Source organism: Notoacmeibacter marinus, from assembly GCF_002238045.1.
GTDB lineage: Bacteria > Pseudomonadota > Alphaproteobacteria > Rhizobiales > Rhizobiaceae > Notoacmeibacter > Notoacmeibacter marinus.
The window spans coordinates 408,803-434,769 of sequence record NZ_NBYO01000001.1 but is presented as its reverse complement, the minus strand read 5'-3'; the positions used below and the strand labels follow the sequence as shown (position 1 = coordinate 434,769).

The window sequence follows — 25,967 nt, the reverse complement described above, 5'->3', positions numbered from 1 at the left end:
TCAGTCGAGCGCCTGAAGGTCGGCTAGAAAACGCGCGGCATTCTGTACGTAGTTCTCGGCGCTCATGCGCAGCGCCGAGATCGCGCCTTCGTCGAGCTGTCGGATCACCTTGCCGGGCGCGCCGACGACAAGGCTGCCATCGGGAATCTCCTTGCCTTCGGTGATAAGCGCGCCGGCTCCGATCAGGCAGTTCTTGCCGATCCTCGCGCGGTTCAGCACGGTGGCGCCCATGCCGATCAGCGAATTGTCGCCGATCGTGCAGCCATGAATGATTGCCTTGTGGCCGATGGTGCAGCCTTCGCCGATCGTCACCGGCGCGCCCGGATCGGTGTGGATCATCGTCAGATCCTGGATATTGGTGCGAGCGCCGATGGTGATCGGTTCATTGTCGCCGCGCAGGACCGCGTTGAACCAGATGCCAACCTGCGCGCCCAGAATGACGTTTCCCATCACCTGCGCGCCTGGCGCGACGAAAACGGTCTCGTCGGCAAGCTCGGGGCTGCGGTCGCCGAGGCGGTAGAGCGTCATTCGGAATAGCCCTTCTTTTCCATCAGGTGTTTGATGCCGGCCTCGGCGCATTGCCGGTCCTGCGCCGGTGTGCCGGACGAGATGCCAATGCCGCCGACAACCGCGCCGTCGACCTTGACCGGAAGGCCGCCGCCGACGACCATCAGCCGCCCGCCAATGCCGGCGAAAATGCCGTAGGCCGGCGCGCCGGGCTGGCTCGCTTCGCCATATTCATGTGTCGCCTTCTGCGCGCCCGATGCGGTGAAGCTCTTGTCGATGGCGATGGTGATCGACGTCACCTTGCCGCCGTCCATCCGCTTGAAGGCCAGCAGATTGCCGCCTTCGTCGGTGATTGCGATGCACATCGGCACGCCCATGGAGTCGGCCTCGGCCGCTGCACCTTCGATCAGAAGTTGCGCATCGTCGCTGTCCAGCCGTTGAATGGTTCGCATGTAATATCTCCCTCAATTATCCATGAATGCCCAACCGGAATCGGGCCGCGTTCGCCGTCACATAGGGCCGGTCCGCTCGCTTGCCCATGGAAGGACCATGCCTGCCTCAGTTCAAGGCAAAACCTTCACCCTTAGTCGCTTCCGTTTCACCGTTCACGCGGACGACGATTTGCCCGTCCACACGTTCGGCCTCAATCCGGTAGGTCGCGCCACTCTGGTTGAGTGTGGCGGCATAGCGGTCCCAATGGCTCGGCATGGCCGGCTTCACGAATAGCCGCCCGCCCTGCCGCCGAATGCCGAGAATGGCCTCGACCGAGCATCGGTAGAGCCAGCCTGCGGAACCGGTGTACCAGGTCCAGCCGCCACGGCCGCGCCGGTCCTCTTCGCCATAGATGTCGGCGGCGACGACATAGGGCTCGACGCGGTAGCGTTGCATCGCTTCCTCGTCCAGCGCATGATTGATCGGCAGGAGATGCGAATAGGCTTTCCACGCATCGTCCGGCCGGCCCAGTTCCGCCAGTGCATAGGCTGTCCAGATGGCGCCATGGGTGTACTGGCCGCCATTTTCGCGGACGCCGGGCGGGTAGCCCTTGATGTAGCCGGGGTTCTTGTCCGTGTGCTGGAAGGGCGGAGTGAAGAGTTTGATGATCTTCACCTCGTCGTCGGTCAGGATGTCCAGCACCTTGTCGAGCGCCTGGTGGCTACGCTCCGGATCGCCTTCTCCGGACAAGACGCTCCAGCTCTGCGCGATGGTGTCGATCTGGCATTCGTCGGACGTATGGCTGCCGAGCGGCGTACCATCGTCGAACGAACCGCGTCGGTACCATTCGCCGTCCCAACCCTCCTTTTGAAGGGCTGTTCGCAATTCATCGCGCCGCGCCGACCAGCGTTCGACGCGCGCTTCGTCACCCCTTGCGTCGGCCAGCGGAATCATCGCCGACAGTCCGCCCGCCATGAACCAGCCGAGCCAGACCGAGGTGCCGTGACCCTCTTCACCGACGCGGTTCATGCCGTCGTTCCAGTCGCCGCCGAGGATCAGCGGCAGGCCGTTCTCGCCGCGCCGTGCGCAGCCGAGATCAAGCGCCCGGGCGCAGTGTTCGTAGAGCGAGACGTCGCCATCCAGCACCTCCGGCGTATAGAAAGCATCATGCTGGCCCGGCTCCAGTTCCGGACCGTCGATGAACGGCAGCTTGGTGTCGAGAAAGTCCGTATCGCCCGTCACCCGCACATAGTGGGCCGTGAGATAGCCGAGCCACACCACATCGTCGGAGATCATGGTGCGAACGCCCGCGCCGGTGCGCGGCAGCCACCAGTGCTGCACGTCGCCTTCCGGGAACTGGCGGCCCGCTGCGTTCAGGATCTGCGCCTTTGCATAGGACGGGTCCTGCAGCAGCAGCGCCGAGGTGTCCTGCAACTGATCGCGGAACCCGTAGGCCCCGGAGGCCTGGTAGAAAGCCGAGCGGGCACGGATGCGGCAGGCGAGCGCCTGGTAGGGCAGCCAGCGATTGACCATAATATTCATGGCCGGGTCGGGGGTCTCGACCTGCAACGTGCCGAGAAACGCATCCCACTCGTCTCTGGCCGCCGCGAGTTGTTGGTCGAAACCCTCTTCTCGCAAGGCGTTCGCCATGGATGAAGCGTCTTCGGCCGAGTCGCCATCGCCGAGAATGACAAGCACCTCCACCGATCCGTCTGCCGGCACCTCGATATCGGAGGCCAGTGCGGCACAGGGGTCGCCACCGATCGCGATCGAATCGTCCAGCGCCGCGCCTTCGGCTACCGCCTGCGGATACCGGACCGATTGCCGACCGATGAAGCAGCGCCGCGAAGCGGTGTGGGACGAAACCGGCGTGGAGAGCGCAAAAAAGGCGTGCCGCCCGGAGAAATCGACGGAGTAGGGGTTGGTCGCGCTGAGAACGCCGGATGAATCGTCGAATTGGGAGACAATGAAGGGCGCGGACTGATTGCCATTGTTACCGAGGACCCATTCAGCGAAGGCGTAGAGCCGAAGCTTGCGGGGACGGTCGAATTCGTTTGCGATGTGCAGCCGTGTCACCTTGGCGTTGCGTCCATACGCCATTGCCATGGTCGCGGTCAGCCGCAGGCCGCCGCCTGCCGAACGGAACGTCGAGTAGCCCGTACCATGGCGGGCTTCGTAGGGTTCCGATGCCGCGCCAGCCAGGGCGCCAAATGGCGTCAGCGTAATGCCGCTTTCCAGATCGCGGATGTAAAGCGCCTCGCCCGGTCGGTTCAAAACGGGATCGTTGCTCCACGGCGTCAACTGGTAGTCGCGTGAATTGATGCTCCATGTGAATGCCGCGCCGCCGGCGGAAACGTGGAACCCGAAATCCTTGCCCGAAATGACGTTGATCCACGGCTGCGGCGTCCGCTCGGTCCCGGTAAGCCGCACGACATATTCGCCGGTTTCAGGGTCGAAGCCGCCCACACCGTTCCAGAAGAGAAGATCGTCGCCGGTTTTGGCCACCGTCGCCGGATGGGGAATGGCCGTCGGCAACGATTCTTCACGCTGGATCGGAAAGAGCGGCGCCGGCGTTTGTTCCTCGGCTTCGCCTTCGAGCCGTGCCAGTTGCTGGGACAGCCGCCCATTGCGGGTGTGTAGTGTGATCCGCGACGCAGCGAGAAGCGCGTTATAGGCGGTCTCGTCCACCAGATCGCGACGAACGGCAAAAATGTGAGCGCGCGATGCATCCGACAGTCCGCGATGACGGGCATTGTCGCAGAGAATATCGACCGCCTGCTGCATGTCCTGCGCATAGGAGGTTGCCCGCTCGTTCAGAATGACGAGATCGAACACATGGCCCCGGCTCCGCAGATATTCCTGCATGGCGAGCGCTTCGCTGACGATCTTGAGATCGTTCTCATCATCGGTGCGCAGTACGAAGATCGGATGGTCGCCGGAAATGCCGAGCGGCCACAGCGCGCTCTGGCTCGCCAGCCCGTCGCGGACTGCTTCGTCGCCGATGCGGAAATCCATATCGGGATAGATGAGGTAACGGGCCAGCCGCTGGAACGTCTCTGCGTCTTCGCTCGTAATATTGATGTGCCGCAGCTGAACCTGGCTGCGCGTCCAGGCCAGCTGGCTCTCATGGTTGAAGGTTTCGGTGTGCCGATAATGGATGATCCGGTCATTCAGCGTTTCGCGGTCGGCCGCCGCGAGCGTCCAGAATGTGACGGTCGCCTTCTTGCCAGCCGGAATACGAACGATCCGCCGCAACGACATGATCGGATCGAGCGTGAATCCGACCGAACCGCTCAGTTCTGCGCCGGGGTCGAATGCCCTTGCCGATGACAAACCTCGTTCCCTGCCGATAAAGGCGCGGCGATCGGTTTCGAATTGCGTGGCGCGCTTTTGCCCGGCGGTCTCGGTGATGAGGTGGGCGACGTGAATATCCGGTTCGCCGAGCGTGCGTTTGTTGCGCGTGGCGATGATCGCGTCGCCCGCCGGGTCGATCTCGGTGCGCACGAACATCTTCGAAAAGGCCGGGTGGGCCATGTCGGCCTGATCGGCTGAGAGAACCAGTTCGGCAAAGGAGGTCACCTCGATCAGCCGGTCCGCGCTGCCGGTATTGGCGAGGGTGAGGCGGCGGCCTTCGCCGTCGCCTTCGGTCGTGACCAGAATGTCCAGATGGGACTGGATGGTCCCGACGCGCTTGCGGAACTCGGCCTGTGAATCGGTGAACACCGCAACGGACCGTTCGTCGGGCGCACTGCGCGGCTGGCTGGTCGTGCTCCACCATTGGCCGGTCGCGACGTCGCGTAGGAAGATGTACTGGCCCCAGCTATCCTCCACAGGATCTGGCCGCCAACGCGTGATGGCAAGGCCGTTCCATCGCGAATAGCCTGCGCCTGTCGCCGTGACCATGACGTTGTAGTGGCCGTTCGACAGCAACTGCGTGCGGCGGTCCAGCAATGCGGGCTCGTCGTAAATCTGCATGGCCGGCGCGGCGAGCGCTCCGCCATTGCGCTTCTGGCGCATAACCTCTTCGGACCGGGATACGGGTGCGACGGTGCGCGGCGCGCGCTCCTGCAGCAGCAGTTCGGCCGCCTCGATCACCGGATCGGAATGGAACAGTTCACGCAACCTGCCGGATGTCACGACATTGGCCGCAGCACAGATGCTCATGCCCTGATGGTGTGCGAAATAGGCGCGAATGACGGCGCATTTTTCGCCCTTTGGCAGGCGCGAGGGCGTGAAATCGACGGATTCGTAGAAGCCGTACGCACCCTGCGCGCCGATCTTGCGCAGCCGGTCCATGTTGCGGATGGCGTCGCTGGGAGCGACCTGACAGGCGAGCATCGTGGCATAGGGCGCGATAACGGCGTTGCGGGCAAGATCCCGCTTCAGGCCGAGCGAAGGCACGCCGAAATTGGAATATTGATAGGTCAGCAAATGGTCGCGCGCATTATAGGCCGATTCCGAAATGCCCCATGGCACGCCCAATTCGCGCGCATAGCGCTGTTGCACCCGCACGACCATTCGGTTGGTCTGGTAGAGAAGGCCTCCCTGCCGCTCATGCATGACGAGCGGCGGCATCAGATATTCGAACATCGACCCCGACCATGAGGCCAGCGTCGCACGGCCGGAGACCGGAACCACGGGTCGCCCGAGCCGGAACCAGTGCTCGTTTGGCAGGTCGCCCTTGGCGATGGCAAAAAGGCTGGTCAGGCGGGCTTCCGAAGCCAGAAGATCGTAGCAGGAATCGTCCAGTTCGCCTTCTTCGACACGGTAGCCGATGGAAAGCAGCCGCCGCTTCCTGTTCATCAGAAAGCCGAATTCCATGTCGAACGCGATGCCGCGCGCGGTTTCGGACACATCGATCAGACGTCGCCGCAGACGGTCCATGACCTCGCGGCTCGTGCCGGGATCGTTGAAATGGGCCTCGCAGGTCCGGATGAGCGCGCTGGACCAGCAGACCAGACGCCGGCTGTTATCGCTGTCCACTTCGAGGTCGATGTCGAGCGCCAGACGCTCGATTTCCTGAGCGACCGTCATCAGGCCCGTGGCCTTGACCGAGGTGACGGCGGCGCCCCGGTCGAGCGCTGTGACAAAGCTGTCCAGCCGTTCCTGAATGCGTGCGCGAAGAGGTCGGATCGTCCGGCGATCGTTGGGAATGTCTTCCAGAACTTCGGCGACGATGGTTGCCGTGTCGCGAATGCCCTCGACATCGGCATGCATGAAGGCCGCAGGCGCTGCCGCGGCTTCTCGCAGCGCCGACGAGACGACAATGAGATGACCGGCCAGATTGCCGCTGTCGACCGCGGAAATATAGCGCGGCGGCAGAGGCTGCAGGTTCTTGGTGTCGTACCAGTTGTAGAGATGGCCCCGGTGCTTCTCCATCCGCCGGAGGGTGATCAGCGTCGCCTCGATCCGGCTCAGCATCTCCTCGAAGCCGATCCAGCCGAGATCGCGGGCCGAAACGGTCGAGATCAAATAGAGGCCGATATTGGTTGGCGATGTGCGCGCCGCGATCACCGGCTCGGGGTCTTCCTGAAAATTGTCGGGGGGCAGGTGATTGTGCTCTTCGCTGACATAGGTCTCGAAATAACGCCAGGTCCTGCGGGCTATGCGGCGCAGCGCCCGTTGCTCGTCCCTTGAGACGAAGAAGCGATCGTCCGTTTCCGCCGAGCGCGAGACCTGCCAGGCGATGAGCGGAGCAAGGAACCATGCGACCGTGACGGGTAGGGCGACCAAGGCGCTGTCATTGCCGTAGGCGATCGCGAGTATGAAGCCGATCGCGGCGATGGCCGATGAAGGCCACATCAGCTCCAGATAGGCGAGGGGAGAGCCGGCCGCGCTCTTCTGCATCTGTGCGGCGGTCTTCCATTCCAGAAGCTGGCGGCGCGACACGAAAAGGCGGTAAAGCGTTCGGCCTACGGCGTCGGCGGCGTACCACGCGGTGTGCGCCATGAAGGCGACGCGTAGCCCCGTCTGACCGAGCAGCGTCAGAAGCTCCCAACCATAGGTCCGCAGGTGGGAACGCACGGTGACGCCGACCGGCGGCGACAGAAAACCCATGAACATGGAGATCAGCGGCGAGATGATAAGCATGGCGATCAGGACGAGCTGCCAGACCAGCGCAGGCCAGACCCCGAATTTCGTCCAGCCCGCAATCGACGCCAGAACCCAGGCGACCGGCAGGATCGAGCGCCGCAGATTGTCCACCATCTTGAACCGGTTAAGCGGCGTGACATCCGGGTCTCCGCCGAAAATGAAGGGCAGAAGCTGCCAGTCGCCGCGTATCCAGCGGTGCTGCCGTCCCACCTCGACCGAATATTTGGTCGGAAAATCCTCCACGAATTCGACATCGGTGACGAGCGCCGAGCGGGCGAGGGCACCCTCCAGAAGGTCATGCGACAGGACGGTATTGTCTTCGATCCGCTCCGCCATGGCCTGGCGGAAAGCATCGACATGGATCAGGCCCTTGCCGGTGAAGCTGCCCTCCCGAAAGACATCCTGATAAGTGTCGGAAACGGCAAAGACGTAAGGATCGAGACCGCGATTGGAGGAGAACATTCGCTGGAAGGCGGAGGCCTCTTCGCCGGTTGTCAGGGATGGTGTGATCCGCGGCTGAAGGATGCCGTAACCGCCTGTTACGCGATTGGAATCCGGGTCGTTGATGGGCGCGTTGAGCGGATGGGCCATCTTGCCGACGAGCTTGGCGACCATGTCGCGTGGCAAGCGCGTATCTGAATCGAGGGTAAGGACGAAAGCGATATCTTCCGGCAGGGCATGGGCAGGCGTCAGGTAGGTAGTGTGCGTCTCACCGCGGATCAGGTCGAAGAGCTCTTCCAGCTTGCCGCGCTTGCGCTCCCATCCCATCCATACATCGTCGACCTCTTCATAGACGCGACGGCGATGCAGAAGAAAGAAACGCCGCCTGCCCGTATGGGCGTAGGTCTCCGCCAATGTATCGATGGTCCGCTGCGCGTAGTCCAGAAGCTCGCGGTCTTCCGGACGCTCCTCCGCAACGGCATCCGGCCAGTCGGAAAGAAGCGCGAAATAGGTCTCGCCCGACGGGTTGCTGAGATAGTGGACTTCCAGATTACGGACGAGTTCGTCGATCGTGTCGCGATCGCCGATCATGCAGGGAACCACGACCAGCGTCCGCGCGTCGCGTGGAATGCCGTCGCGATATTCATAGCCCGGCATGTGATAGGGCCGCACCATATAGGACGAGAGCATGTTGAAGATGCCCATTGCCGCCTCGGAAGCCGGCAGGGCGAGCAGGACCATAAGAATGACCGCTGCGCCCGCGCCTTCGATCGCGCCGATGGCCATGGCTGCGACAGCCAGAATGATCGCCGTCAGGATCGCCACCGGCAGGGCGATGCCGAGCCAGCCAAGTCGCGAGAACAGCAGACGCACGCGTTCGCGAGGACGGCGGCGATAGCCGACCCGATCGCGCAGCGCCTCGATACCGTTTCCGAGCAGATAATAACCTATATTGCCCACGATCAGAGGATCGGGCTGGTCGGCCCCTTGCCGCGCCATCTCGATGACCGTATCGGTCACCTCCATTTCCGATGTCTTCGACCGGCGGGCGAGCGTTTCGATCCGCTCGCGATAACGATTACGCGAGCGCGGATCGAGCAGTCCGAAATCAGTGCTGGCTCGCAGCCGGCGGTCGACGGCGGAAAGACTTTCGAACCACGTAATCCAGTCCATATCGTCGATGGCGCGCAGCGAACTGATGATATTGCCGACGATCACATTGGCCGAAGAAATGCTGTTCTGCTGCGCAATCAGCATTTCTTCTGCTTCCACCCCCTCCTGTTCGAAAGCGTCTTCGAGCCAGCGAAGGACGGTCTGAGCGCGATCTGAGCCGTCGCGAAGACGGTAGAGGAGTTGGGCCGAAAAGGAATGCTCGGACATGTCCGCCAGGGCCTGGCCGAACTCCTGCTCGGCTTCCTTGTCCGTTTCCGCCGCCAGCATGCGGTCGGCCAGCGCATTGGCTTTCTGCCGCAATTCGCGGCCATGTTGCACCCGCTCCGAAACACGTCGGAGATTCTCCAACAGAACAAAGCGCAGAAAGGCCGGGATAGCCCAGATTTCACCGATCTTCAGCGTTTCGACGCTTTGAAATCCCTCGGTGATGGCAGTGAGCGTGTGACTGGAAAAAACGCTGTTGGTGTGAGCGACATAGGTCCATGCAAGCGCCAGAACACGCGGCACTTTCTGGTCGGCGCCCTCCACGCTGGTATTGGGCAGTTGATCGTAGAACTTGATGGGCAGGTCGCGCCGCACCTGCCGGAGATTGGCTTCCACCAGATGATGGTTGTCGAGCAGCCACTCCGCCGCTGGCGAAATCGGATAACCTTCCTTGGCCGCATGGGCGGTCGCCTCGTAGCAGGTCTCGATGACCTTTTCATTGTCGCGTTCGCGGCCGCGGAAGTCGAAGGTTCGAAAGGATTGCAGCGGCGCTTCGGCCCGACTGGCAAGACGCTCGCCGGTCGCCCCGAATTCATCGTCGGAGAGGAACTTGTCGCGAATAGGCGGGGTAAGCTCGCCCAGTTGTCTGCCTCGTTCCGCCCTGCTTTCGCGAGCGTCCGTGTGGGGCGAAGGGGATTGGTAGTTCATTTGCGATCCGTCGAGGCCGAAAGGGCCAACTCCGGAAAGTAGGCCACACTTGTCGCTCGGTAAGAGCACGAAGTGGGAATAGACGCGCTGCCAACGCCGTTGTCATCACAGGAATGAACGGCGCCATCCTTTTTTGACCGGGAACGGCGCCGTTGATTACCCTTTACAGCAGCTTGTCCAGCGTGACGGGCAGATCATAGACCCGCTTGCCGGTAGCATTGTAGATCGCGTTGACGACGGCCCCACCCGCACCGCAAAGCGCCAGTTCGCCGATCCCCTTGGTCCCGATCGGGTTCGATTTGGGGTCGGGGTTCTCCAGGAAGATGATGTCGCACTTCGGAACGTCACGGTTCACTGCCACGTGATATTCGGCGAGGTCGCGATTGACGTAGCCGCCGGTCCGCTCATCCATCCAGAGTTCTTCGCGGATGGCGCCGCCAATGCCCCAGACCAGGCCGCCGAGACACTGGCTATGAGCCGTCTTGCGGTTCAGAATACGGCCCGCGGAAAAGACAGAGACGAAGCGACGCACTTCGATCTCGCAACTGTCCATGTCCACGGCAACTTCGCAGAAATGCGCGCCGTATGAATTCTGGACGTAATCCTCGTGCTCTTCACCCGGCTTGATGCTGCCTTCAGCCGAAAAACCGTCGCTGTCCTTCAAAACGTCTGCGAGCGCAACGGCTCTGTCGCCAGCCTGCATCGTACCTTCGTCGAAGTCGATCTCGTCGGGGTCGATGTTGAAACCACCAGCCCTAGCCAGCTTCTCACGTAGTGCGATGCATGCGTTCCACAGAGCTGAGCCCGAGGTTCCCGCACCGAACGATCCGCCGGAACCGGCAGTGGCGGGATTGTCGGAATCGGCCAGATCGACCGTGATGTCGTCGGGATGGAGGCCGAGCGCTTCGGCAGCGATCTGCGTCAGGATCGTATAGGTGCCCGTGCCGATATCCGTCATGTCCATCTTGACGGTCAGATGGCCGCCCGCCGAAAGATCGATCCGGCACGATCCTTCCTGCATCATATTGCCGCGAATGGCGCTGGCCATGCCGTACCCGATCAGCTTGCGACCTTCCCGGCGCGAACGCGGCTCTTTCGGCCGGTCTGCCCAGCCGAATTCGTCCGCCCCACGCTTCATGCATTCCACCAGATCGCGTGTCGCAAAGGGCTTGCCGCTTGCCGGGTCCTCCGTCGGTTCGTTCTTCAAGCGGAATTCCAGCGGGTCCATGCCGACCTTCTCGGCGAGTTCGTCAATCGCCGCTTCGAAGGTGACGCCGCCCAGCGCCTCGCCCGGCGCGCGCATGGAATCGTTCAGCGTCTCGTTCGCCTGGCGGGTCTTGCCGGTCCAGTGCAGCGCATCGCAACGATAGGCACTGGCCGCCGAGGCCATCGGTCCTTCGGTGTAGAAATAGCCGATGGCTTGCGTCGACCATGTTTCGAAATTGACGGCCTTGAGCGTGCCGTCCCTGGTCGCGCCGAGACGAATGCGCTGTTCGATTCGGGCCCGATGCGGCCCGGCGTGGAACAGATTGCGGCGCGTCTGTACCACCTTCACCGGGCGGTTCAACTTCTTGGCGCCCGCCGCGGCGAGAATGGTGTCGTAGTGCTGTCCGAGCTTGGAGCCGAACCCACCCCCGATATAGGGCGACAGAACGCGAATATTCTCTTCATCGATACCGAATGTATTGGCAAGGCAAGCCACGCCGGACGCGATGACCTGAAGCGAATTGCGTACGGTCAGGCGCTCCCCGTCCCATTCGGCAATGGCGCTATGCGGCTCCATAGCCGCCGGAATCATATGCGGTGTCGTATAGTTGAGATCCACCGTCAGATCGCTTTCGGCCCAGGCCCGGTCGAAATCACCGCGCCGATTGGTCGGTTCGAACCCGCCATCGAGGCCCTCCGCCAATTCGCTGTCCGCGCGATCGACGCCCAGCGCAGGCGCCTGTTCGTCATAGGTCACGGCCACGAGGCTCGCCGCATGACGCGCCTGTTCCAGCGTTTCGGCAATGACCAGCGCGACCGGTTGGCCATAATGGCGGATCGTGCCGTCGACGAGAACGCCATGGCTTTGCTCGAACCGGTCGTCCGCCCCATCGCCCCAGGGAGCCATTTTCGGCGCGTTTTCGTAGGTAAGGACAGCGATCACGCCTTTGGCCGCTTCCGCATTGGCCGTTTCGATGGATGCGATTGTTCCCTTCGCGATGGTCGCCTCGACGATGAAGCCGATCGCGGCATCGATGTCGTGTTCGGCGGCATAGGTCGCAGCGCCGGAAACCTTGAGCGGGCCGTCGACGCGGTCGAGCGGTTTGCCGATCCATTTGCCTTTGATGATGTCGTTCATGCCGCATTCTCCCGATCGGCCGCTTCACGAAGTGCGGCGACGATTGTCCGTTTAGCCAGTTCGATCTTGAAGGCGTGACTGCCTTCGGCGCGCGCATCGGCCAGTTCGGCCTCGGCGGCCGCTTGGAAATTTTCTTCCGTTGGCGCTTGGCCGGCGAGCCGCGCCTCAGCCTTTTCTGCCCGCCAGGGTTTGTGCGCCACACCGCCGAGAGCAAGGCGGGTCGTCTCGATCTTGCCGTCCGCGATCCTCAGGACGATGGCGGCCGAGACCAGAGCGAATGCGTAGGACGAGCGGTCGCGAACCTTGCGATAAAGATGCGTGCCGCCGAGCGGGGCCGGCAAGGTGACCGCTTCGATCAGTTCGCCATCTTCCAGAACCGTATCGATCTGTGGGGTATCGCCCGGCAAGCGGTGCAATTCGGTCGCGGCGACGGTGCGGCTTGCGCCATCCGCCTTGCGCGTATGGATTTTCGCATCCAGCGCCGCCATGGCGACGGCCATGTCGGACGGATGGGTCGCGATGCAATGGGCAGACGTGCCCAAGATAGCGTGAATGCGGCTCGGCCCGTTGAGCGCGGCACAACCGGAACCCGGCTCCCTCTTGTTGCAGGGGCGGGTGGTGTCCATGAAGTAATAGCAGCGGGTCCGCTGCAGAAAATTGCCGCCGGTCGTCGCCCGGTTTCGAAGCTGCACCGTTGCGCCGGATAGCAGTGCTTCGGACAGGACTCGGTAGTCTTTCCGCACCCTGGAATTGTTGGCGAGCGTCGTGTTCGTAACCTCCGCGCCGATCCGAAGGCCGTTTCCATCCGTGTCGGAAAAGCCTCCCATGTCGAGACGATGGACATCGACCAGCGCGTCAGGCGTTTCGACTTCGAGCTTCATCAGGTCGAGCAGGTTGGTGCCGCCTCCGATGAATTTGGCATTCTCGGCGCGGATCGCATCGAGCGCGGCATCGGCGCTGTCGGGACGGATATATTCGATCGGTTTCATTCTGCGGCCTCCGTCTGTAAGGCCGCGCCACCGGTTTCCATCACCGCATCGACGATGTTGTTATACGCCCCGCAGCGGCAGATATTGCCGCTCATCCGTTCCTGCACCTCCAGGCGGGTCAGATGAATATCGCCATCGTCGGCGGTGACAGCCGATGCATCGCCGCGTTCCACTTCCTTGAGCGTGGCGACGGCGGAGCAGATCTGGCCGGGCGTGCAATAGCCGCACTGAAAGGCGTCGTGCGACACGAAAGCGCGCTGCATCGCGCCGAGTTCGTCGCCATCCTTCAGGCCTTCGATCGTCGTGACGTCCTGGCCATCGCAGCCAGCGAAGAGGACGAGGCAGGAATTGACGCGCTCGCCGTCCAGCAGAACGGTGCACGCGCCGCACTGGCCGTGGTCGCAACCCTTTTTGGAGCCCGTCAGCTTCAGATGTTCTCGCAGCGCGTCGAGCAGGGTGGTTCGCGGATCCACCTCCAATTCGACGGCCTTGCCGTTAATAGTCAATGACGTCACGGAAAGTTCCTTTGGTCTCAGCAATTTGGAATACGTCCAGAAAAAGGCCGGGCCGGGCAGTCGGTTCCATCCGCGCGCTCAATCGGCGCGTCACCCAACGGCAGGTTGTCGGACGCGATCAAATCGATTGAGTTGCCGAAGTTCCGGCCATCTGGATGCCGCCCCGCCAAAAGCCGTGCATTTGCCCTGTTTTTGCGTGACAGATACGGGGGTAATTGGGTAGGTACGCCCCACTATTCCGAGCCCCGAAGAAGGATATGCAGCCATGAACGTCACTCCGCGCGTAAAGGAAATCCTCTCCTGGTATGAAGGCGAGAACCCTGGCGTTAAGACCAATCTGGCTCGCCTTCTGATGCACGGCAAACTGGGCGGCACGGGCAAGCTGGTCATTCTGCCGGTCGATCAGGGCTATGAGCACGGTCCGGCACGCTCCTTTGCGCCGAACCCGGCAGCCTACGACCCTCATTATCTCTATCAGCTCGCCATCGATGCCGGCCTGTCCGCCTATGCGGCGCCGCTCGGCAGCCTGGAGCAGGGCGCCGACACCTTCGCCGGCGAAGTGCCGCTGATCCTCAAGGTCAATTCGGCCAACTCGCTGTCGGACAGCGTGCCGGATCAGGCCGTTCTCGGCTCGGTGGACGACGCGCTGCGCCTCGGCTGCATCGGTATCGGCTTCACCATCTATCCGGGCTCGGACAACTGCTTCACGATGCAGGAAGACCTGGCCGAGTTGACCCGCGAGGCCAAGGCCAAGGGTCTGATGACGGTCGTCTGGTCCTATCCGCGCGGCGGCAAGGTCTCTAAGAAGGGCGAAACGGCGCTCGACATCGTGGCCTACGCGGCGCACATGGCGGCGCTGATGGGCGCGACGATCATCAAGGTCAAGCCGCCGGAAAAGGGCGTCGATCTGAAAGATGCCGAGAAGTCCTACAAGGACATCAAACAGGATACGCTCGCCGAGCGGATCAGCCATGTCATGCAGGCTTCCTTCAACAATAAGCGCGTGGTGGTCTTCTCCGGCGGCGGCGCGAAAGATGCGGACGCATTGGTCGAAGAGATCACCCAGATCAATGCCGGCGGCGGCTTCGGCTCCATCGTCGGCCGCAACTCCTTCCAGCGCGAGAAGAGTGAGGCGGTGGCGCTGCTCAACCGGATTGTCGACGTCTATAAGGGCTGAGATCGCAGCTGTTTCGACGATGGGAAGGGCCGCCCCGCAAGGGCGGCTTTTTCATTTCATTCCAAGCCGTTGGGCTTTGGATCGTCACCCGCGCCGGACGGTGCAGGCTCGCTGATCGCACCGGTCTGCGCGTGGACCAGGATGTGCTTGTCCATGCCATTGACGGTGCGATAGATCGCGGTCCAGGCTCCGGCATTCTCGTCACATTTCAACTCCTGCAGGAAGAGATAGCCAGGCACCTTTTCCAGTGCCTGGGCGATCTGACTGAGCGGACGCGCATCGGCGGGCGGGTCCGCTACAGCGGGGCCGGCTAGAATCGCCATGCCGGCCAGGCCGAGCATCGAGGCTGAAACGGCGAATTTTGTCATGGAAGCACTCGTTCGATTGTCGAAGTTAAGATCGGTTACGCAAGGTCGAACGCACGGCCATGGCGCTGGTTGCCTGAGACCGCCCGGTTGCCGACGACCTTGCCGCAGGCCTGTCCTCGCCTACTCTCCGTTGGCAGAATGGAGACCGAGCCCCTATGGCCCTGCCCAAGCGAGACGAAAAAGAACTGCCGGTCGAAGACAAGCTTCGCTGCCTGATCTATGCGTTGGTGTCCGATCTCTTTCTTCAGCCACCCGATCGCAAGATGCTTGAGCGTCTGCGCGGACTATCGCGCGATGACAGCGCCATGGGCCGGGCGACCGGCCGTCTGGCCGAATGCGCCGGCACGGCCACGCCCCGGCAGGTCCATGATGAATATCAGGGGTTGTTCGGTCCGGATGGTGTGCTTGAGCCGCGCGCATCGGCCTATTTGAAGGGACGGACCGGTCCGTCCGGGGCCGATTGTCTGCCGGCGCTCATGGCGCGCCTTGGCATCGAGCAGCGTCCGGTCGCCGAACGGGCGCCCGACCATGCTGGCACCCTCTTCGAGATGATGGCGGGGCTCATCGATGGCCGGTTTGGCTGCGACCGTCTGGCGGTTATGGAGCAGCGCCGAATCTTTCGGGACCACATCATGATCTGGATGCCCTTTTTCCTTCGCGATGTGAGCACATCGGATAAGGCGGATTTCTACCGTGCCGTCGGCGATCTCGCGGCGACCTTCCTCGATATTGAGGATGCCGGTTTCCAGTTGGTCTGACAGACTTTCGTCGGGTCTTACGCCTTGTTCCGGACTCGCGAAATCCCTACACCATGAATGCCTGCCGCCTGACCACGACCGGAGCGCCGACATGAGCCTTCCCGATCCCCGCTTACCCGAGGGCTTCCGTGCTCTGGCGGTCGATCGTGAAAAGATGGCGTTAGACGAAGCCTGCCGCCTTGCCCGATGCCAGAAGGCCGAGCCAGGCGATTTTCTCTATAGCCGACGGCACGGCATGGCGTCCTGCGCGATCCTTCTGGACTCCGACCGATCGGCCGTGGAGGCGGCACAGGCGCTTCCTCTGGCGCAACTGGCTGTTGCGGAAAGCCTGCATGCACTCTCAGCAGCGCAACGACCGACGATAATCTGGCCGTTCAGTGTCTGTCTCGGAGCGCGCGAAGTGGCGCGCGTCGCCATTGGCGGGCTGTCCGGTCAGGAAGAGGCAGAGGACTATCCGGACTGGCTTGTGATCGGACTTCACATTCGCTTGTCGGGCAAGTTCACCGAACGGCTTCCGGCCTTGAAACGGCGAGAGCTCACGGCCCTTGCATCGGAAGGGATCGCGACGGACCGGACGGCCGTCTTACAGCATTTGGCGGCCGCCATGCAGCGTCGGCTGGCCGAGTGGCAGAATCGCGGTTTCGAACCGATCCGCTCGGCATGGACAGCCTATACCGATGGCGAGAGCAGCCGGCCTGCCATGCGACTGGACAAGGACGGCAATGCGATGATCGACACGGGCGAGGGCTTCGAGAAAGTTGCCCTGATCGACATGATTGCGCGCCAATTGCCGCTGCATCTGACCGCCTGAGAAAGGACGAACATGCTATCGCGCCTCTTCGGAAAGCAAAAAGGGAAAGACATGAGCGAACCGAGCGCCGAGGCCATTCGCGATCAATTGCGCTCTATCGCCGCGCCGGGCGGAAAGAGCGACATCGTTTCCGAGGGCATGGTCTCCGACATCTTCATCGCCAAGGGCAAGGTCTTTTTCTCCCTGACCGTTCCGGCCGATCTGGCCGACCGGCTGGAGCCGCTGCGCAAGGCGGCGGAAGAAACCGTTCAGAAAATGCCGGGCGTGCAAAAGGCGACGGTTGCGCTGACCGCCGAGCGAAAAAATGGGCAGGGCACGGCGCCCCCATCCCCGGCGGGCCCGGCTCGGCCGACGCCCGGTCCGGCAGCGCAACGCGGCCCGGCCGGTCGCCAGACCATTGCCGTTCCCGGTATCGGTTCCATCGTCGCGGTCGCGTCCGGCAAAGGCGGTGTCGGCAAGAGCACGACGGCTGTCAATCTGGCGCTCGCCTTGCAGCAGCACGGCCTGTCGGTCGGCGTTCTGGATGCCGATGTTTATGGCCCCTCCATTCCGCGCCTTCTCGGCCTGTCCGGCAAGCCTGAAATGGCAGGCGACAAGATGATGAAGCCGATGGAGAGTTACGGCATCAAGGCCATAAGCATGGGTCTCATGGTCGGCGAGGATACGCCTATGGTCTGGCGCGGGCCGATGGTGACGCAGGCCTTGACGCAGATGCTGCGCGGCGTCGCATGGGGCGAACTCGACATGCTCATCGTCGATATGCCGCCGGGAACCGGCGACGTGCAATTGTCATTGGCCCAACAGGTGCCGATGGCCGGGGCGGTGATCGTCTCCACTCCGCAGGATCTGGCGCTTCTGGATGCGCGCAAGGGCTTGAACATGTTCCGGAAGGTCGAAGTTCCCGTGCTCGGCATCATTGAAAATATGAGCCTGTTCGTCTGCCCCGATTGTGGGGCCAGCCATTCCATCTTCGGCCATGGCGGCGCGAAGGCGGAAGCGGAAAAGCTGGGCGTGCCGTTTCTTGGCGAGGTGCCGTTGCAGATGGCGATCCGCGAAACCTCCGATGCCGGAAAGCCGGTTCTCGTCGGCGATCCGGATGGTGCCGAATCGACGATCTACCGGCAGATCGCACAGCGTTTGGTGGAAGAGGTCGAAGGCGTCGGCGCGCAGGGCAACGAAGGGCCGGCCATCGTTTTCGAATAGCCTTTCCCCACAACGAAAAGAGGCCGGCACGACATGCCGACCTTCAATTGCAAGGCGAATTGCCGATCAGCCGATATTGGGTTCCGGCGGCTGGTAGCCATCGGAGATTTTCGCGTTCATGCAGGAGAAGAACTGCCCGGCGAGCTTCTTGCTGGTGGATTGGATGAGCCGGCTACCCATCATCGCCATCTTGCCACCGACATCGGCCTTGGCCTTGTATTTCAGCAATGTGCCGCCTTCATGCTCGTGCAATTCGACGTCGGCGCCGCCCTTGGCGAAACCGGCAATGCCGCCATCTCCCTTGCCCTCGATCGTATAGGATGTGGGCGCATTGATGTTTTTCAGTTCGACCTGACCGCTGAAGGTCGATTTGATCGGACCGATCTTCAGCGTCACCTTGGCTTCCATTTCCGTGTCGGATGTCTTGTTCAGTTCGTCGCATCCCGGAATGCACTCTTTCAGGACATTCGGATCGTTCAGCGCTGCCCATACGGTTGCGACGGGCGCGTTGATCGTCTCCTCGCCTTCTATTTCGACAGCCATTGCGGTTCTCCTCTCACTGGTCGACATCCCGCTCATAGAGGAGCCGACAACCGACCGTCCATATGCCAAAAGGTCTTGGGTGGCGGTCTTGCAGCTTGGCCGGGCGGCGGTATCTGCCTTCGATCAGACGAAACGGAGATAGAACGACTCCATGAGACACGACCCGGCCAACACCAAAAGAACCCTGCTCGACGATGGCACCGAGCGCCATACGGCCGCTTCGTTGACCAAGTACGAGATCGAGAAGGCGGAGTGGCGTGGCCCGATGCGGGCCGCCGTCGTCTACGAAGTGGTGCGCCGCTCCGGCGATCACGAACTGGAACGGCCGACCAAGAGCCTCGTCTTTTCCTCGATCGCCGCCGGAATCGTTATTACCCTGTCGATCCTGACAGAGGCATATCTGCGCCAGGCGCTTCCCGATACGGACTGGGCGCATCTCATCGAAGCGATGGGATACACAACCGGCTTCATCTTCGTCATCCTGGCCCGTCAGCAGCTTTTCACCGAAAGTACGATCACCGCGGTGCTTCCGGTCATGGCCAAGCCGACCGCCAACAACCTCTTCGCCGTCGCCCGCCTTTGGACCATCGTTTTCCTCGGCAATCTGGTCGGCACAGCCATTTTCGCGCTTTGGTTCACCTTCTATCCCCCAGCCGGACCCGAAACGCTGGAAGCGATCCGCGAGATTTCGATGCGCGCCATGGAGCCAGGCTTCGTCGAAACCATCATGCGCGGCATATGCGCCGGCTTTCTGATCGCCGGGGTGGCGTGGCTTCTGCCCAGTTCGCGTGGGTTCGAGCTGCATGTGATCTTCCTGATCACCTACATCATCGCGCTCGGCAAGTTCTCCCATGTTATCGCCGGTTCGGCGGAGGCATGGTATCTAGCCTTCGGTGGCTATAGCGGCTTCTTCGAGGTCGTATTCGGGTTCATCGTTCCCGCGTTGATCGGCAATGTGATTGGCGGAACGGTTCTGTTCGCCTTCCTTTCCTTCGGACAGGTGGTCGCCGAACTTGACGAAAAGCCGGCAGAGCATTCCAATGGTGCGCCGCAAAATGACGATGAGGATGGCCGTATTTGCCCGGATGAGGCACAGACGGCTGCCGCATCGGCCGGTCACGAGACACGGAAATAATCGAAGTCCGCAATCGTCCTGGCGGAACGGAGTGACGCATGAAAGACCTTGAAGCCTGGCGCGCCGCCATTGCCGCGCTGGAAGATTACCACCAGGCGCGCCCGGAAATGGACATGCGCCAGGCCTTCGCTATCGATCGGAATCGCTTCGATAGCTTTTCGCTTTCGCTGGACGATCTGCTGCTCGATTACAGCAAATGCGCAGTGGACGAGGCGACGATCGAGAAGTTGATCCGCTTGGCCGACGCTATGGGCGTTCGTGAGATGCGCGACGCCATGTTCGCCGGCGAGCCGATCAACACGACAGAAAAACGCGCCGTCCTGCACACGGCCCTGCGCGCGCCTGCCGATGCCGATTTCGCCGTGGGTGGTGAAGACGTCATGGCTGGCATTCACGACGTGCTGGACCGCATGACGACGTTTGCCGAACGGGTCCGCTCCGGCGAGCATAGAGGCCAGACGGGCCAGCCTATCACCGACATCGTCAATATCGGTATCGGCGGATCGGATCTCGGCCCTGCCATGGTGACAGGCGCGCTGATCCCCTATCATGACGGACCGCGCTGCCATTTCGTTTCCAATGTCGACGGCGCCGATATGGCCGACACGCTGGCGCGGCTGACGCCTGCCACGACCCTTTTCATCGTTGCCTCCAAGACCTTCACCACCATCGAGACCATGACCAATGCGAAGACCGCGCGCGATTGGCTGACGGACATGCTGGGCAGGGAGGCGACGGGCCGCCATTTCGTGGCCGTATCGACCGCTCTGGACAAAGTTGCCGATTTCGGGATTGCCGAAGAGAACGTCTTCGGCTTCTGGGACTGGGTGGGCGGCCGTTATTCGGTCTGGTCCGCTATCGGCCTGTCGGTCATGCTGGCCGTCGGTCCGAAGAATTTCCGCGCCTTCCTCGACGGCGCCCATGCGATGGACGAGCATTTCCGCCATGCCGAGCCGCGACAGAACATGCCGATGCTGCTGGGTTTGATCGGTTGGTGGCACCGCGTCATCTGCGGCTATACATCGCGCGCGGTTATCCCTTACGAACAGCGGCTTTCACGGCTTCCAGCCTATCTCCAGCAGCTCGATATGGAGAGCAATGGCAAGGCTGTGAAACGCAATGGCCGACCCGCCTTGACCGAGACCGGCCCGGTCGTCTGGGGCGAGCCGGGCACCAATGGTCAGCATGCCTTCTTCCAGCTTCTGCATCAGGGTACGGACATTATACCGGTCGAGTTCATCCTTTCGGCACGCGGCCACGAGCCGGATCTGGAGGCTCATCACGAATTGCTGCTGGCCAATGGTCTGGCGCAGGCCGAAGCACTGATGCGGGGGCGGACTTTCGACGAGGCTCTGGAGCAGGCCTATGCCGCCGGAATGACCGAGGAGCATGCCGCTGCTGTCGCTCCGCATCGGGTCTTTCCCGGCGATCGCCCATCGATCACTCTGATTCAGGACCTGCTGACGCCCTTCGCGCTTGGTCGCCTCATCGGCCTCTATGAGCATCGGGTTTTCGTCGAAGGCGCGCTCTTCGGCATCAATTCCTTCGACCAGTGGGGCGTGGAACTCGGCAAGGAGCTGGCGACGGCTCTTCTACCGGTTCTGCGAACCGGCGAAGGCGTCGACGAACGCGATGGGTCGACGGCCAATCTGGTCAAACGGATCCGCGCGGCGGCTGAAGCGTAAGACAAACGGCATCGGGCCAGACAGGGGTGCACCCTGCCTGGCCCGATGTCATTTTTGGTAAGGGGTCAGTCCGGACGCAGATCCTTACGCAGGATCTTCCCGACCGGCGATTTGGGCAGCTCGTCGCGGAACTCGATCTTGCGCGGCCGCTTGTAGCCCGTCAGATTCTCGCGGCAATATTTCAGGATTTCCGTCTCGTCGATGGTCGAGCCTTCCTTGCGCACGACGAAGAGCTTGGGCACCTCGCCGCTCTTCTCGTCCGGCACGCCAATGGCGGCGGCTTCGAGAATATCGGGGTGGCCGGCGACGACCTCCTCGATCTCGTTCGGGTAGACGTTGAAGCCGGAGACGAGGATCATGTCCTTCTTGCGGTCGACGATTTTGAAGTAGCCGCGCTCATCCATGAACGCCATGTCGCCGGTTCTGAAATAGCCGTCATCCGTCATCACATTGGCCGTCTCGTCCGGGCGGTTCCAATAGCCGGCCATAACCTGCGGGCCGAAAATGGCGATCTCGCCCACCTCGCCCTGTGCGACTTCCTGCCCGTCATCGGACAGAAGTTTGACGTCGGTTGAGGGGAGAGGCACGCCGATCGTTCCGGAAAATTCTTTGGCGTCCAGCGGGTTGGATGTCGCGACCGGCGAGGTTTCCGAAAGGCCGTAGCCTTCGTGGATGGTCACGCCTGTCAGCTCTTCCCAACGTTCGGCCACCGGGCGCTGTACCGACATGCCGCCGCCAAGTGTAAGCTTGAGATTCGAGAAGTCGAGCTCCCGAAAATCCTTGTTGTTCATGAGAGCGACAAAAAGAGTGTTCAGCCCGACGAAAGCCTGGAAGGGTTGGCCCTTGAGCGCTTTGACGAATGCCGGAATGTCGCGCGGGTTCGGGATGAGCAGGTTGTGCTGACCCTCCTCGATACCGTTCAGCAAATTCACCGTCAGCGCGTAGATATGGTAGAGCGGCAACGGGCAGACCATCATCGTGCCGGGTTCGCGTCCTTCCGGGAAGGCCGCGGCCACCCATATGCGGTTCTGCTCCATATTGGCCAGGATGTTGCGATGGAGCAGGATCGCGCCCTTGGAAACACCTGTCGTGCCGCCCGTATACTGCAGGAAGGCGATATCCTCGGGCCCGGTTCCAGGGTCGGTGAAAGTCTTATCCTTGCCGCTGCTGACCGCGTCGTTGAAACGAATGAAGCTGTCCAGCGAATAACTCGGCACCATCTTCTTGACGCGGCGTACCACGAAATTGACGACATAGCCCTTGACGCCCAGCAGGTCGCCCATCGTGGCGAGGATCACATGCTTGACGCCGGTCTTGCCTTTGATTTTCTCCAAAGACGCGGCGAAATTCTCCAGAATGACGATCGCCTCCGCGCCGCTATCGTTGAGCTGATGCTCGAGTTCGCGAGGCGTATAGAGCGGGTTCACGCCAACGACCGTATAACCTGCGCGCAGGATGGCGGTGACGGCGATCGGATATTGCAGCACATTGGGCATCATGACGGCCACGCGAGCACCTTTTTCCAGCCCGAGCGACTGTAAATAGGCGGCCAGCGCTTCTGCCTGGCGGGCAATCTCTGAAAAGGTGATGGTCGTGCCGAGGCAGGTAAAGGCTGGCCGGTCGCCCCATTTCTTGCAGGACTGATACAGCAATTCACCCAGCGACCGATAGCGCAGCGGTTCTATCTCGGCGGGAACCGTGTCCGGATAATGGGTCAGCCAGGGTTTATCTGTCATTGAATCCTCCACAAGTTTCGTCCGTCATCACTATTTTCAGACGTTTAACGTAAACGTCAACTGGAGCAACTGTCAGCACCTTTCCCCACGGTTGCGTATGTTCGTTTCGCTTCATGCCCTCCCGCCACGGAGCGTCTACTGTCCATAACTGTCGGCCTCGGCGAGAAAGACGCGTTCCGCCTCCGTGCTCTCCCGACCGAGCACCTCGTTGCGATGGGGAAAACGGCCGAACCGTCCGATGATTTCCCTATGCTCCTCCGCGAAGCGCAACCCTTCATCCGAGCCGAGCGCCTTGAAACATTCCACCGAACGGTCCTGATCGGCAAGCGTCTCCGAATGCATGAGCGGCATGTAGAGAAACTGTCGGCCCTGCTTGTTCAGCGACCGGTCGAAACCCTGTGCGACGGCATGGCGCGACAGGTCGAGCGCAAGGGCATCGCTCGCAAAAGCGCGGGCGGTGCCGCGGAACATGTTCCGGGGAAACTGATCGAGCACGAGAATGGCGGCAAGCGCCGCTTTGGGCTCGGCTTTGGCCAGAGGCGGAACCGTGTCGGCCAATCTCTCATGAAGCGGCAGGAACCGGTCCCAGATGGACTTATCCAGCGTTTCGCTGCCGGAGAACCAGTCTTTGGGTCCGAATTCTTCGAACCAGAAGCTGTTTACGTCGTCGACCCAGTCCGTATCGGCCAAATGCCGTCCTCCGCGATAGCCTGTTCATTTGGCAGATAGCGCACTATCGGGACCCGGCCCACCCCTGGCAATGGCGATGGTGCCTTATCGGAACTAAGGGGCGACGTCAGTTGATGCTGTCATCGACGGTCGCTCCGGGGCCGGGCGTCGCGCCGGGCGGACACTTGCCCAGAATGATCATGCCGAGCACCTCGTCATCGGTGACGTCGCTGGTTGCCGCCGATCCCACGATCTGGCCGTTCTTCATCACCACCACCCGGTCGGCAAGGTCGAACACGTCGTGAATGTCGTGGCTGATGAGAAAGATGCCGATCCCGTCGGCCTTGAGCTGCTTGATCAACTCGCCGACCTGCGCGGTTTCCTGTGGGCCGAGCGCGGCGGTCGGCTCGTCCATGATCAGGATGCGTGCATTGAAGAGGATCGCGCGGGCGATGGCGACCGATTGCCGCTGCCCGCCGGAGAGACTCTTCACAGGGTCCTTGAAGCGCTGGAAATTGGGGTTCAGCCGGCCCATCACCCGCCGCGCTTCGGCCTCCATCGCGCCATCGTCCAGCGTACCCCAGCCGCTCATGATTTCCCGACCGAGAAAGAGATTGGCGGCGGCGTCGACATTGTCGGCCAGAGCGAGCGTCTGGTAGATCGTCTCGATGCCGTATTTCTTCGCATCGCGCGGGTTCTCGATCGTCGCCGTTTCACCGCGGACGAAAATGTCGCCGCTATCGCGCGAATACGCCCCGGAGAGGATCTTGATCAGCGTCGATTTGCCCGCGCCATTATGGCCGAGCAGCGCGACGACCTCGCCCGGATAAAGGTCGATGGAGGCATGATCCACCGCCTTGATCCCGCCGAACGCGATCGAAATATCCTGCATGTCGATCAGCGGTGTGGCGCCAGGCTCCCCACGTCGCGCGGTCAGGGGTTCGGCAGGCACGTGTTCGGGCAGTCGCGAGGTGTCGGTTCGTGTCTCGGTCATGGCGACCTCCCTTATTTGGCCCGGCGGCGATAGATGGTGTCGAGGAAGACGGCGAGGACCAGAACGCCGCCGACGACGATCTGCTGAACGGCGCTGTCGAAGCCGATGAGCACCATGCCTGTCTGCAGGCTCTGCATGAGAAGCGCGCCGATGATCGCCCCGTAGATCGTGCCGATGCCGCCGGCGAGCGACGTGCCGCCGATGACCGCCGAGGCGATGACGTAGAGTTCGTCCAGCGTGCCGAGCGAGTTGGTCGCCGAATTGAGCCGCGCCGACGAAATCACCGCAGCGATGCCGGCGAGCGTACCCATTAGCGCAAAGATCTTCACCGTCATGAAGCGCACATTGATGCCGGCGAGTTCGGCCGCCTCCGGATTGCCGCCAATGGCGAAGACATAGCGGCCGAACCGCGTCCGTGTCGTCAGGAACGTCATGAACAGACCCACGGCGATCAGGATCAGCACCGGAATGGCGAAGCCGTGGCTGATAAATATTCCGCCTTCTGGCACTTCGATCCCTTCGCTCGCCGCATATTGGCGCACGATGCCGCGCGGCCAGCCATAGGCGTTGACGATCATGACGAAGCCGATCACAAGAAGGCAGCCCAGCGCGCCGACGAAGATTTCCGCCCAGACCGGGCGTGTGGGAAAACCGAAGCGCTTGCGCTGGTTCCGACCATTATAGAGCGCCCAGCCAATGGCGAGGCAGGCGACGATGCCGAGCGCCCAGCTCCAGAAAGAGCCGATGGAGCCGTAGGGGCCGCCGCCCAGCAGGTTGAAGGTCGGATCGAGTGGGCTGATCGTCTCGCCGCGCGCCATGAGATAGGCGACCCCGCGCCAGACCAGAAGGCCGCCCAGCGTGACGATGAAACTCGGGATCTGCCCATAGGCGATCAGGAAACCGTGCAGCGCGCCGACCAGCGCACCGGCCAGAAGTCCGGCCATGATGGCGACGATCCATGTGCCGCCCCAGCCGAGCCCGACCAGTTCCGGTAGCCACCGGGCCTGCATAAGGCCCATCACCATGGCGCAGAGGCCGAGCATGGAGCCGACCGAAAGGTCGATATGCCGGGTCACGATGACGAGCACCATGCCCGTCGCCATGACGCCGATGGAGGCGGTCTGAACCGTCAGGTTCCAGAGATTGCGCGAGGTCAGGAATGCGCCGAACCCGTTTGCGAACTCCCCATAGAAGTGGAAGCCGAGCCAGATGAGGACCAGGGCGCCGACCATGCCGAGCAGCCGCTGGTCGATCTCGGTCGCGTGAAGGAAATTGCCGACCGGACCGGATTTCTCGCGGGCAATGGGGCCGGCATTCGGCCGGGCTGCGCCGGAAGAGCGCTCCTCCGTGATTGCCGGTTCCTTCGGCTGCGGCGCGGCGCGCTCGCTCGGCCGGCCTTCTTCATAGCTGCTGTCGCTCATGCGGACCGCCTTTCAGGTCGCAGCCCGCCAATGCGGACCGAAGCGGGTCATTCTGGAAAGA

General features: G+C 62.1%; 18 protein-coding genes. 6 read left to right on the top strand and 12 right to left on the bottom strand.

All coding sequences use genetic code 11. The features are described 5' to 3' along the window. The 6 genes from B7H23_RS01960 to B7H23_RS01935 form a co-directional block, all read right to left on the bottom strand. On the bottom strand, nt 1-528 hold the full coding sequence (locus B7H23_RS01960; RefSeq protein ID WP_094075718.1) for a gamma carbonic anhydrase family protein: 528 nt from the start codon (nt 526-528) through the stop codon (nt 1-3). Next, complete coding sequence (locus B7H23_RS01955; protein WP_094075717.1) at nt 525-959, bottom strand: GlcG/HbpS family heme-binding protein; 435 nt, start codon at nt 957-959, stop codon at nt 525-527. The genes B7H23_RS01960 and B7H23_RS01955 overlap by 4 nt, the downstream gene beginning before the upstream one ends. A 106-nt stretch (nt 960-1,065) precedes the next feature. After that, nucleotides 1,066-9,558 (bottom strand): glycoside hydrolase family 94 protein, encoded by an 8,493-nt coding sequence (locus B7H23_RS01950; RefSeq protein ID WP_094075716.1) that lies wholly within the window; start codon nt 9,556-9,558, stop codon nt 1,066-1,068. A gap of 163 nt (nt 9,559-9,721) precedes the next feature. After that, nucleotides 9,722-11,902, bottom strand: coding sequence for a xanthine dehydrogenase family protein molybdopterin-binding subunit (locus tag B7H23_RS01945; protein WP_094075715.1), 2,181 nt, complete (start codon nt 11,900-11,902; stop codon nt 9,722-9,724). Continuing rightward, nucleotides 11,899-12,891 (bottom strand): FAD binding domain-containing protein, encoded by a 993-nt coding sequence (locus tag B7H23_RS01940; RefSeq protein ID WP_094075714.1) that lies wholly within the window; start codon nt 12,889-12,891, stop codon nt 11,899-11,901. The genes B7H23_RS01945 and B7H23_RS01940 overlap by 4 nt, the downstream gene beginning before the upstream one ends. After that, nucleotides 12,888-13,406, bottom strand: coding sequence for a 2Fe-2S iron-sulfur cluster-binding protein (locus B7H23_RS01935; RefSeq protein WP_338044312.1), 519 nt, complete (start codon nt 13,404-13,406; stop codon nt 12,888-12,890). The genes B7H23_RS01940 and B7H23_RS01935 overlap by 4 nt, the downstream gene beginning before the upstream one ends. A gap of 265 nt (nt 13,407-13,671) precedes the next feature. Between B7H23_RS01935 and B7H23_RS01930 the strand changes: the two genes are divergently transcribed. Continuing rightward, the gene (locus tag B7H23_RS01930; RefSeq protein ID WP_094075712.1) at nt 13,672-14,583 is read left to right on the top strand and encodes a class I fructose-bisphosphate aldolase; all 912 of its coding nucleotides are present in this window, start codon (nt 13,672-13,674) and stop codon (nt 14,581-14,583) included. Nucleotides 14,584-14,639: 56 nt separating this feature from the next. Here the strand turns inward: B7H23_RS01930 and B7H23_RS01925 are convergent, their stop codons facing one another. Continuing rightward, on the bottom strand, nt 14,640-14,951 hold the full coding sequence (locus B7H23_RS01925; protein WP_094075711.1) for a hypothetical protein: 312 nt from the start codon (nt 14,949-14,951) through the stop codon (nt 14,640-14,642). 155 nt (nt 14,952-15,106) lie between these two features. Here B7H23_RS01925 and B7H23_RS01920 point away from each other — a divergent pair, with 155 nt between their 5' ends. The 3 genes from B7H23_RS01920 (at nt 15,107) to B7H23_RS01910 (ending at nt 17,723) form a co-directional block, all read left to right on the top strand. Next, complete coding sequence (locus B7H23_RS01920) at nt 15,107-15,709, top strand: TorD/DmsD family molecular chaperone (protein WP_094075710.1); 603 nt, start codon at nt 15,107-15,109, stop codon at nt 15,707-15,709. A gap of 91 nt (nt 15,710-15,800) precedes the next feature. Beyond that, the gene (locus tag B7H23_RS01915) at nt 15,801-16,520 is read left to right on the top strand and encodes a biotin/lipoate--protein ligase family protein (RefSeq protein WP_158215743.1); all 720 of its coding nucleotides are present in this window, start codon (nt 15,801-15,803) and stop codon (nt 16,518-16,520) included. 51 nt (nt 16,521-16,571) lie between these two features. Continuing rightward, nucleotides 16,572-17,723, top strand: a complete 1,152-nt coding sequence (locus tag B7H23_RS01910) for an Mrp/NBP35 family ATP-binding protein (protein ID WP_094076810.1) — start codon at nt 16,572-16,574, stop codon at nt 17,721-17,723. A 66-nt stretch (nt 17,724-17,789) separates the two neighbouring features. On the opposite strand, the gene B7H23_RS01905 is transcribed toward B7H23_RS01910, so the two are convergent. After that, entirely contained in the window at nt 17,790-18,266 is a 477-nt protein-coding gene (locus B7H23_RS01905) for an SRPBCC family protein (protein ID WP_094075708.1), read from the bottom strand. 151 nt (nt 18,267-18,417) lie between these two features. On the opposite strand from B7H23_RS01905, the gene B7H23_RS01900 reads away from it, so the two are divergent. Both B7H23_RS01900 and pgi read left to right on the top strand, forming a co-directional pair. Then, nucleotides 18,418-19,401: a formate/nitrite transporter family protein gene (locus B7H23_RS01900; protein WP_094075707.1), complete on the top strand. Its 984-nt coding sequence runs from the start codon at nt 18,418-18,420 to the stop codon at nt 19,399-19,401. A 38-nt stretch (nt 19,402-19,439) separates the two neighbouring features. Beyond that, the gene (gene pgi, locus B7H23_RS01895) at nt 19,440-21,086 is read left to right on the top strand and encodes a glucose-6-phosphate isomerase (protein WP_094075706.1); all 1,647 of its coding nucleotides are present in this window, start codon (nt 19,440-19,442) and stop codon (nt 21,084-21,086) included. 65 nt (nt 21,087-21,151) lie between these two features. Here the strand turns inward: pgi and B7H23_RS01890 are convergent, their stop codons facing one another. The 4 genes from B7H23_RS01890 to B7H23_RS01875 form a co-directional block, all read right to left on the bottom strand. Continuing rightward, entirely contained in the window at nt 21,152-22,822 is a 1,671-nt protein-coding gene (locus B7H23_RS01890) for a long-chain-fatty-acid--CoA ligase (RefSeq protein WP_094075705.1), read from the bottom strand. A gap of 135 nt (nt 22,823-22,957) precedes the next feature. Further along, nucleotides 22,958-23,512 carry a DUF924 family protein gene (locus B7H23_RS01885; RefSeq protein ID WP_094075704.1) on the bottom strand — a complete coding sequence of 185 codons (555 nt, stop codon included), beginning with the start codon at nt 23,510-23,512 and terminating at the stop codon, nt 22,958-22,960. 106 nt (nt 23,513-23,618) lie between these two features. Next, a complete protein-coding gene (locus tag B7H23_RS01880) occupies nt 23,619-24,383 on the bottom strand; it encodes an ATP-binding cassette domain-containing protein (RefSeq protein ID WP_240535009.1) in 765 nt (254 codons plus the stop codon). Nucleotides 24,384-24,496: 113 nt separating this feature from the next. Then, the gene (locus B7H23_RS01875) at nt 24,497-25,906 is read right to left on the bottom strand and encodes a sugar ABC transporter permease (RefSeq protein WP_094075702.1); all 1,410 of its coding nucleotides are present in this window, start codon (nt 25,904-25,906) and stop codon (nt 24,497-24,499) included. Nucleotides 25,907-25,967: the final 61 nt, after the last annotated feature.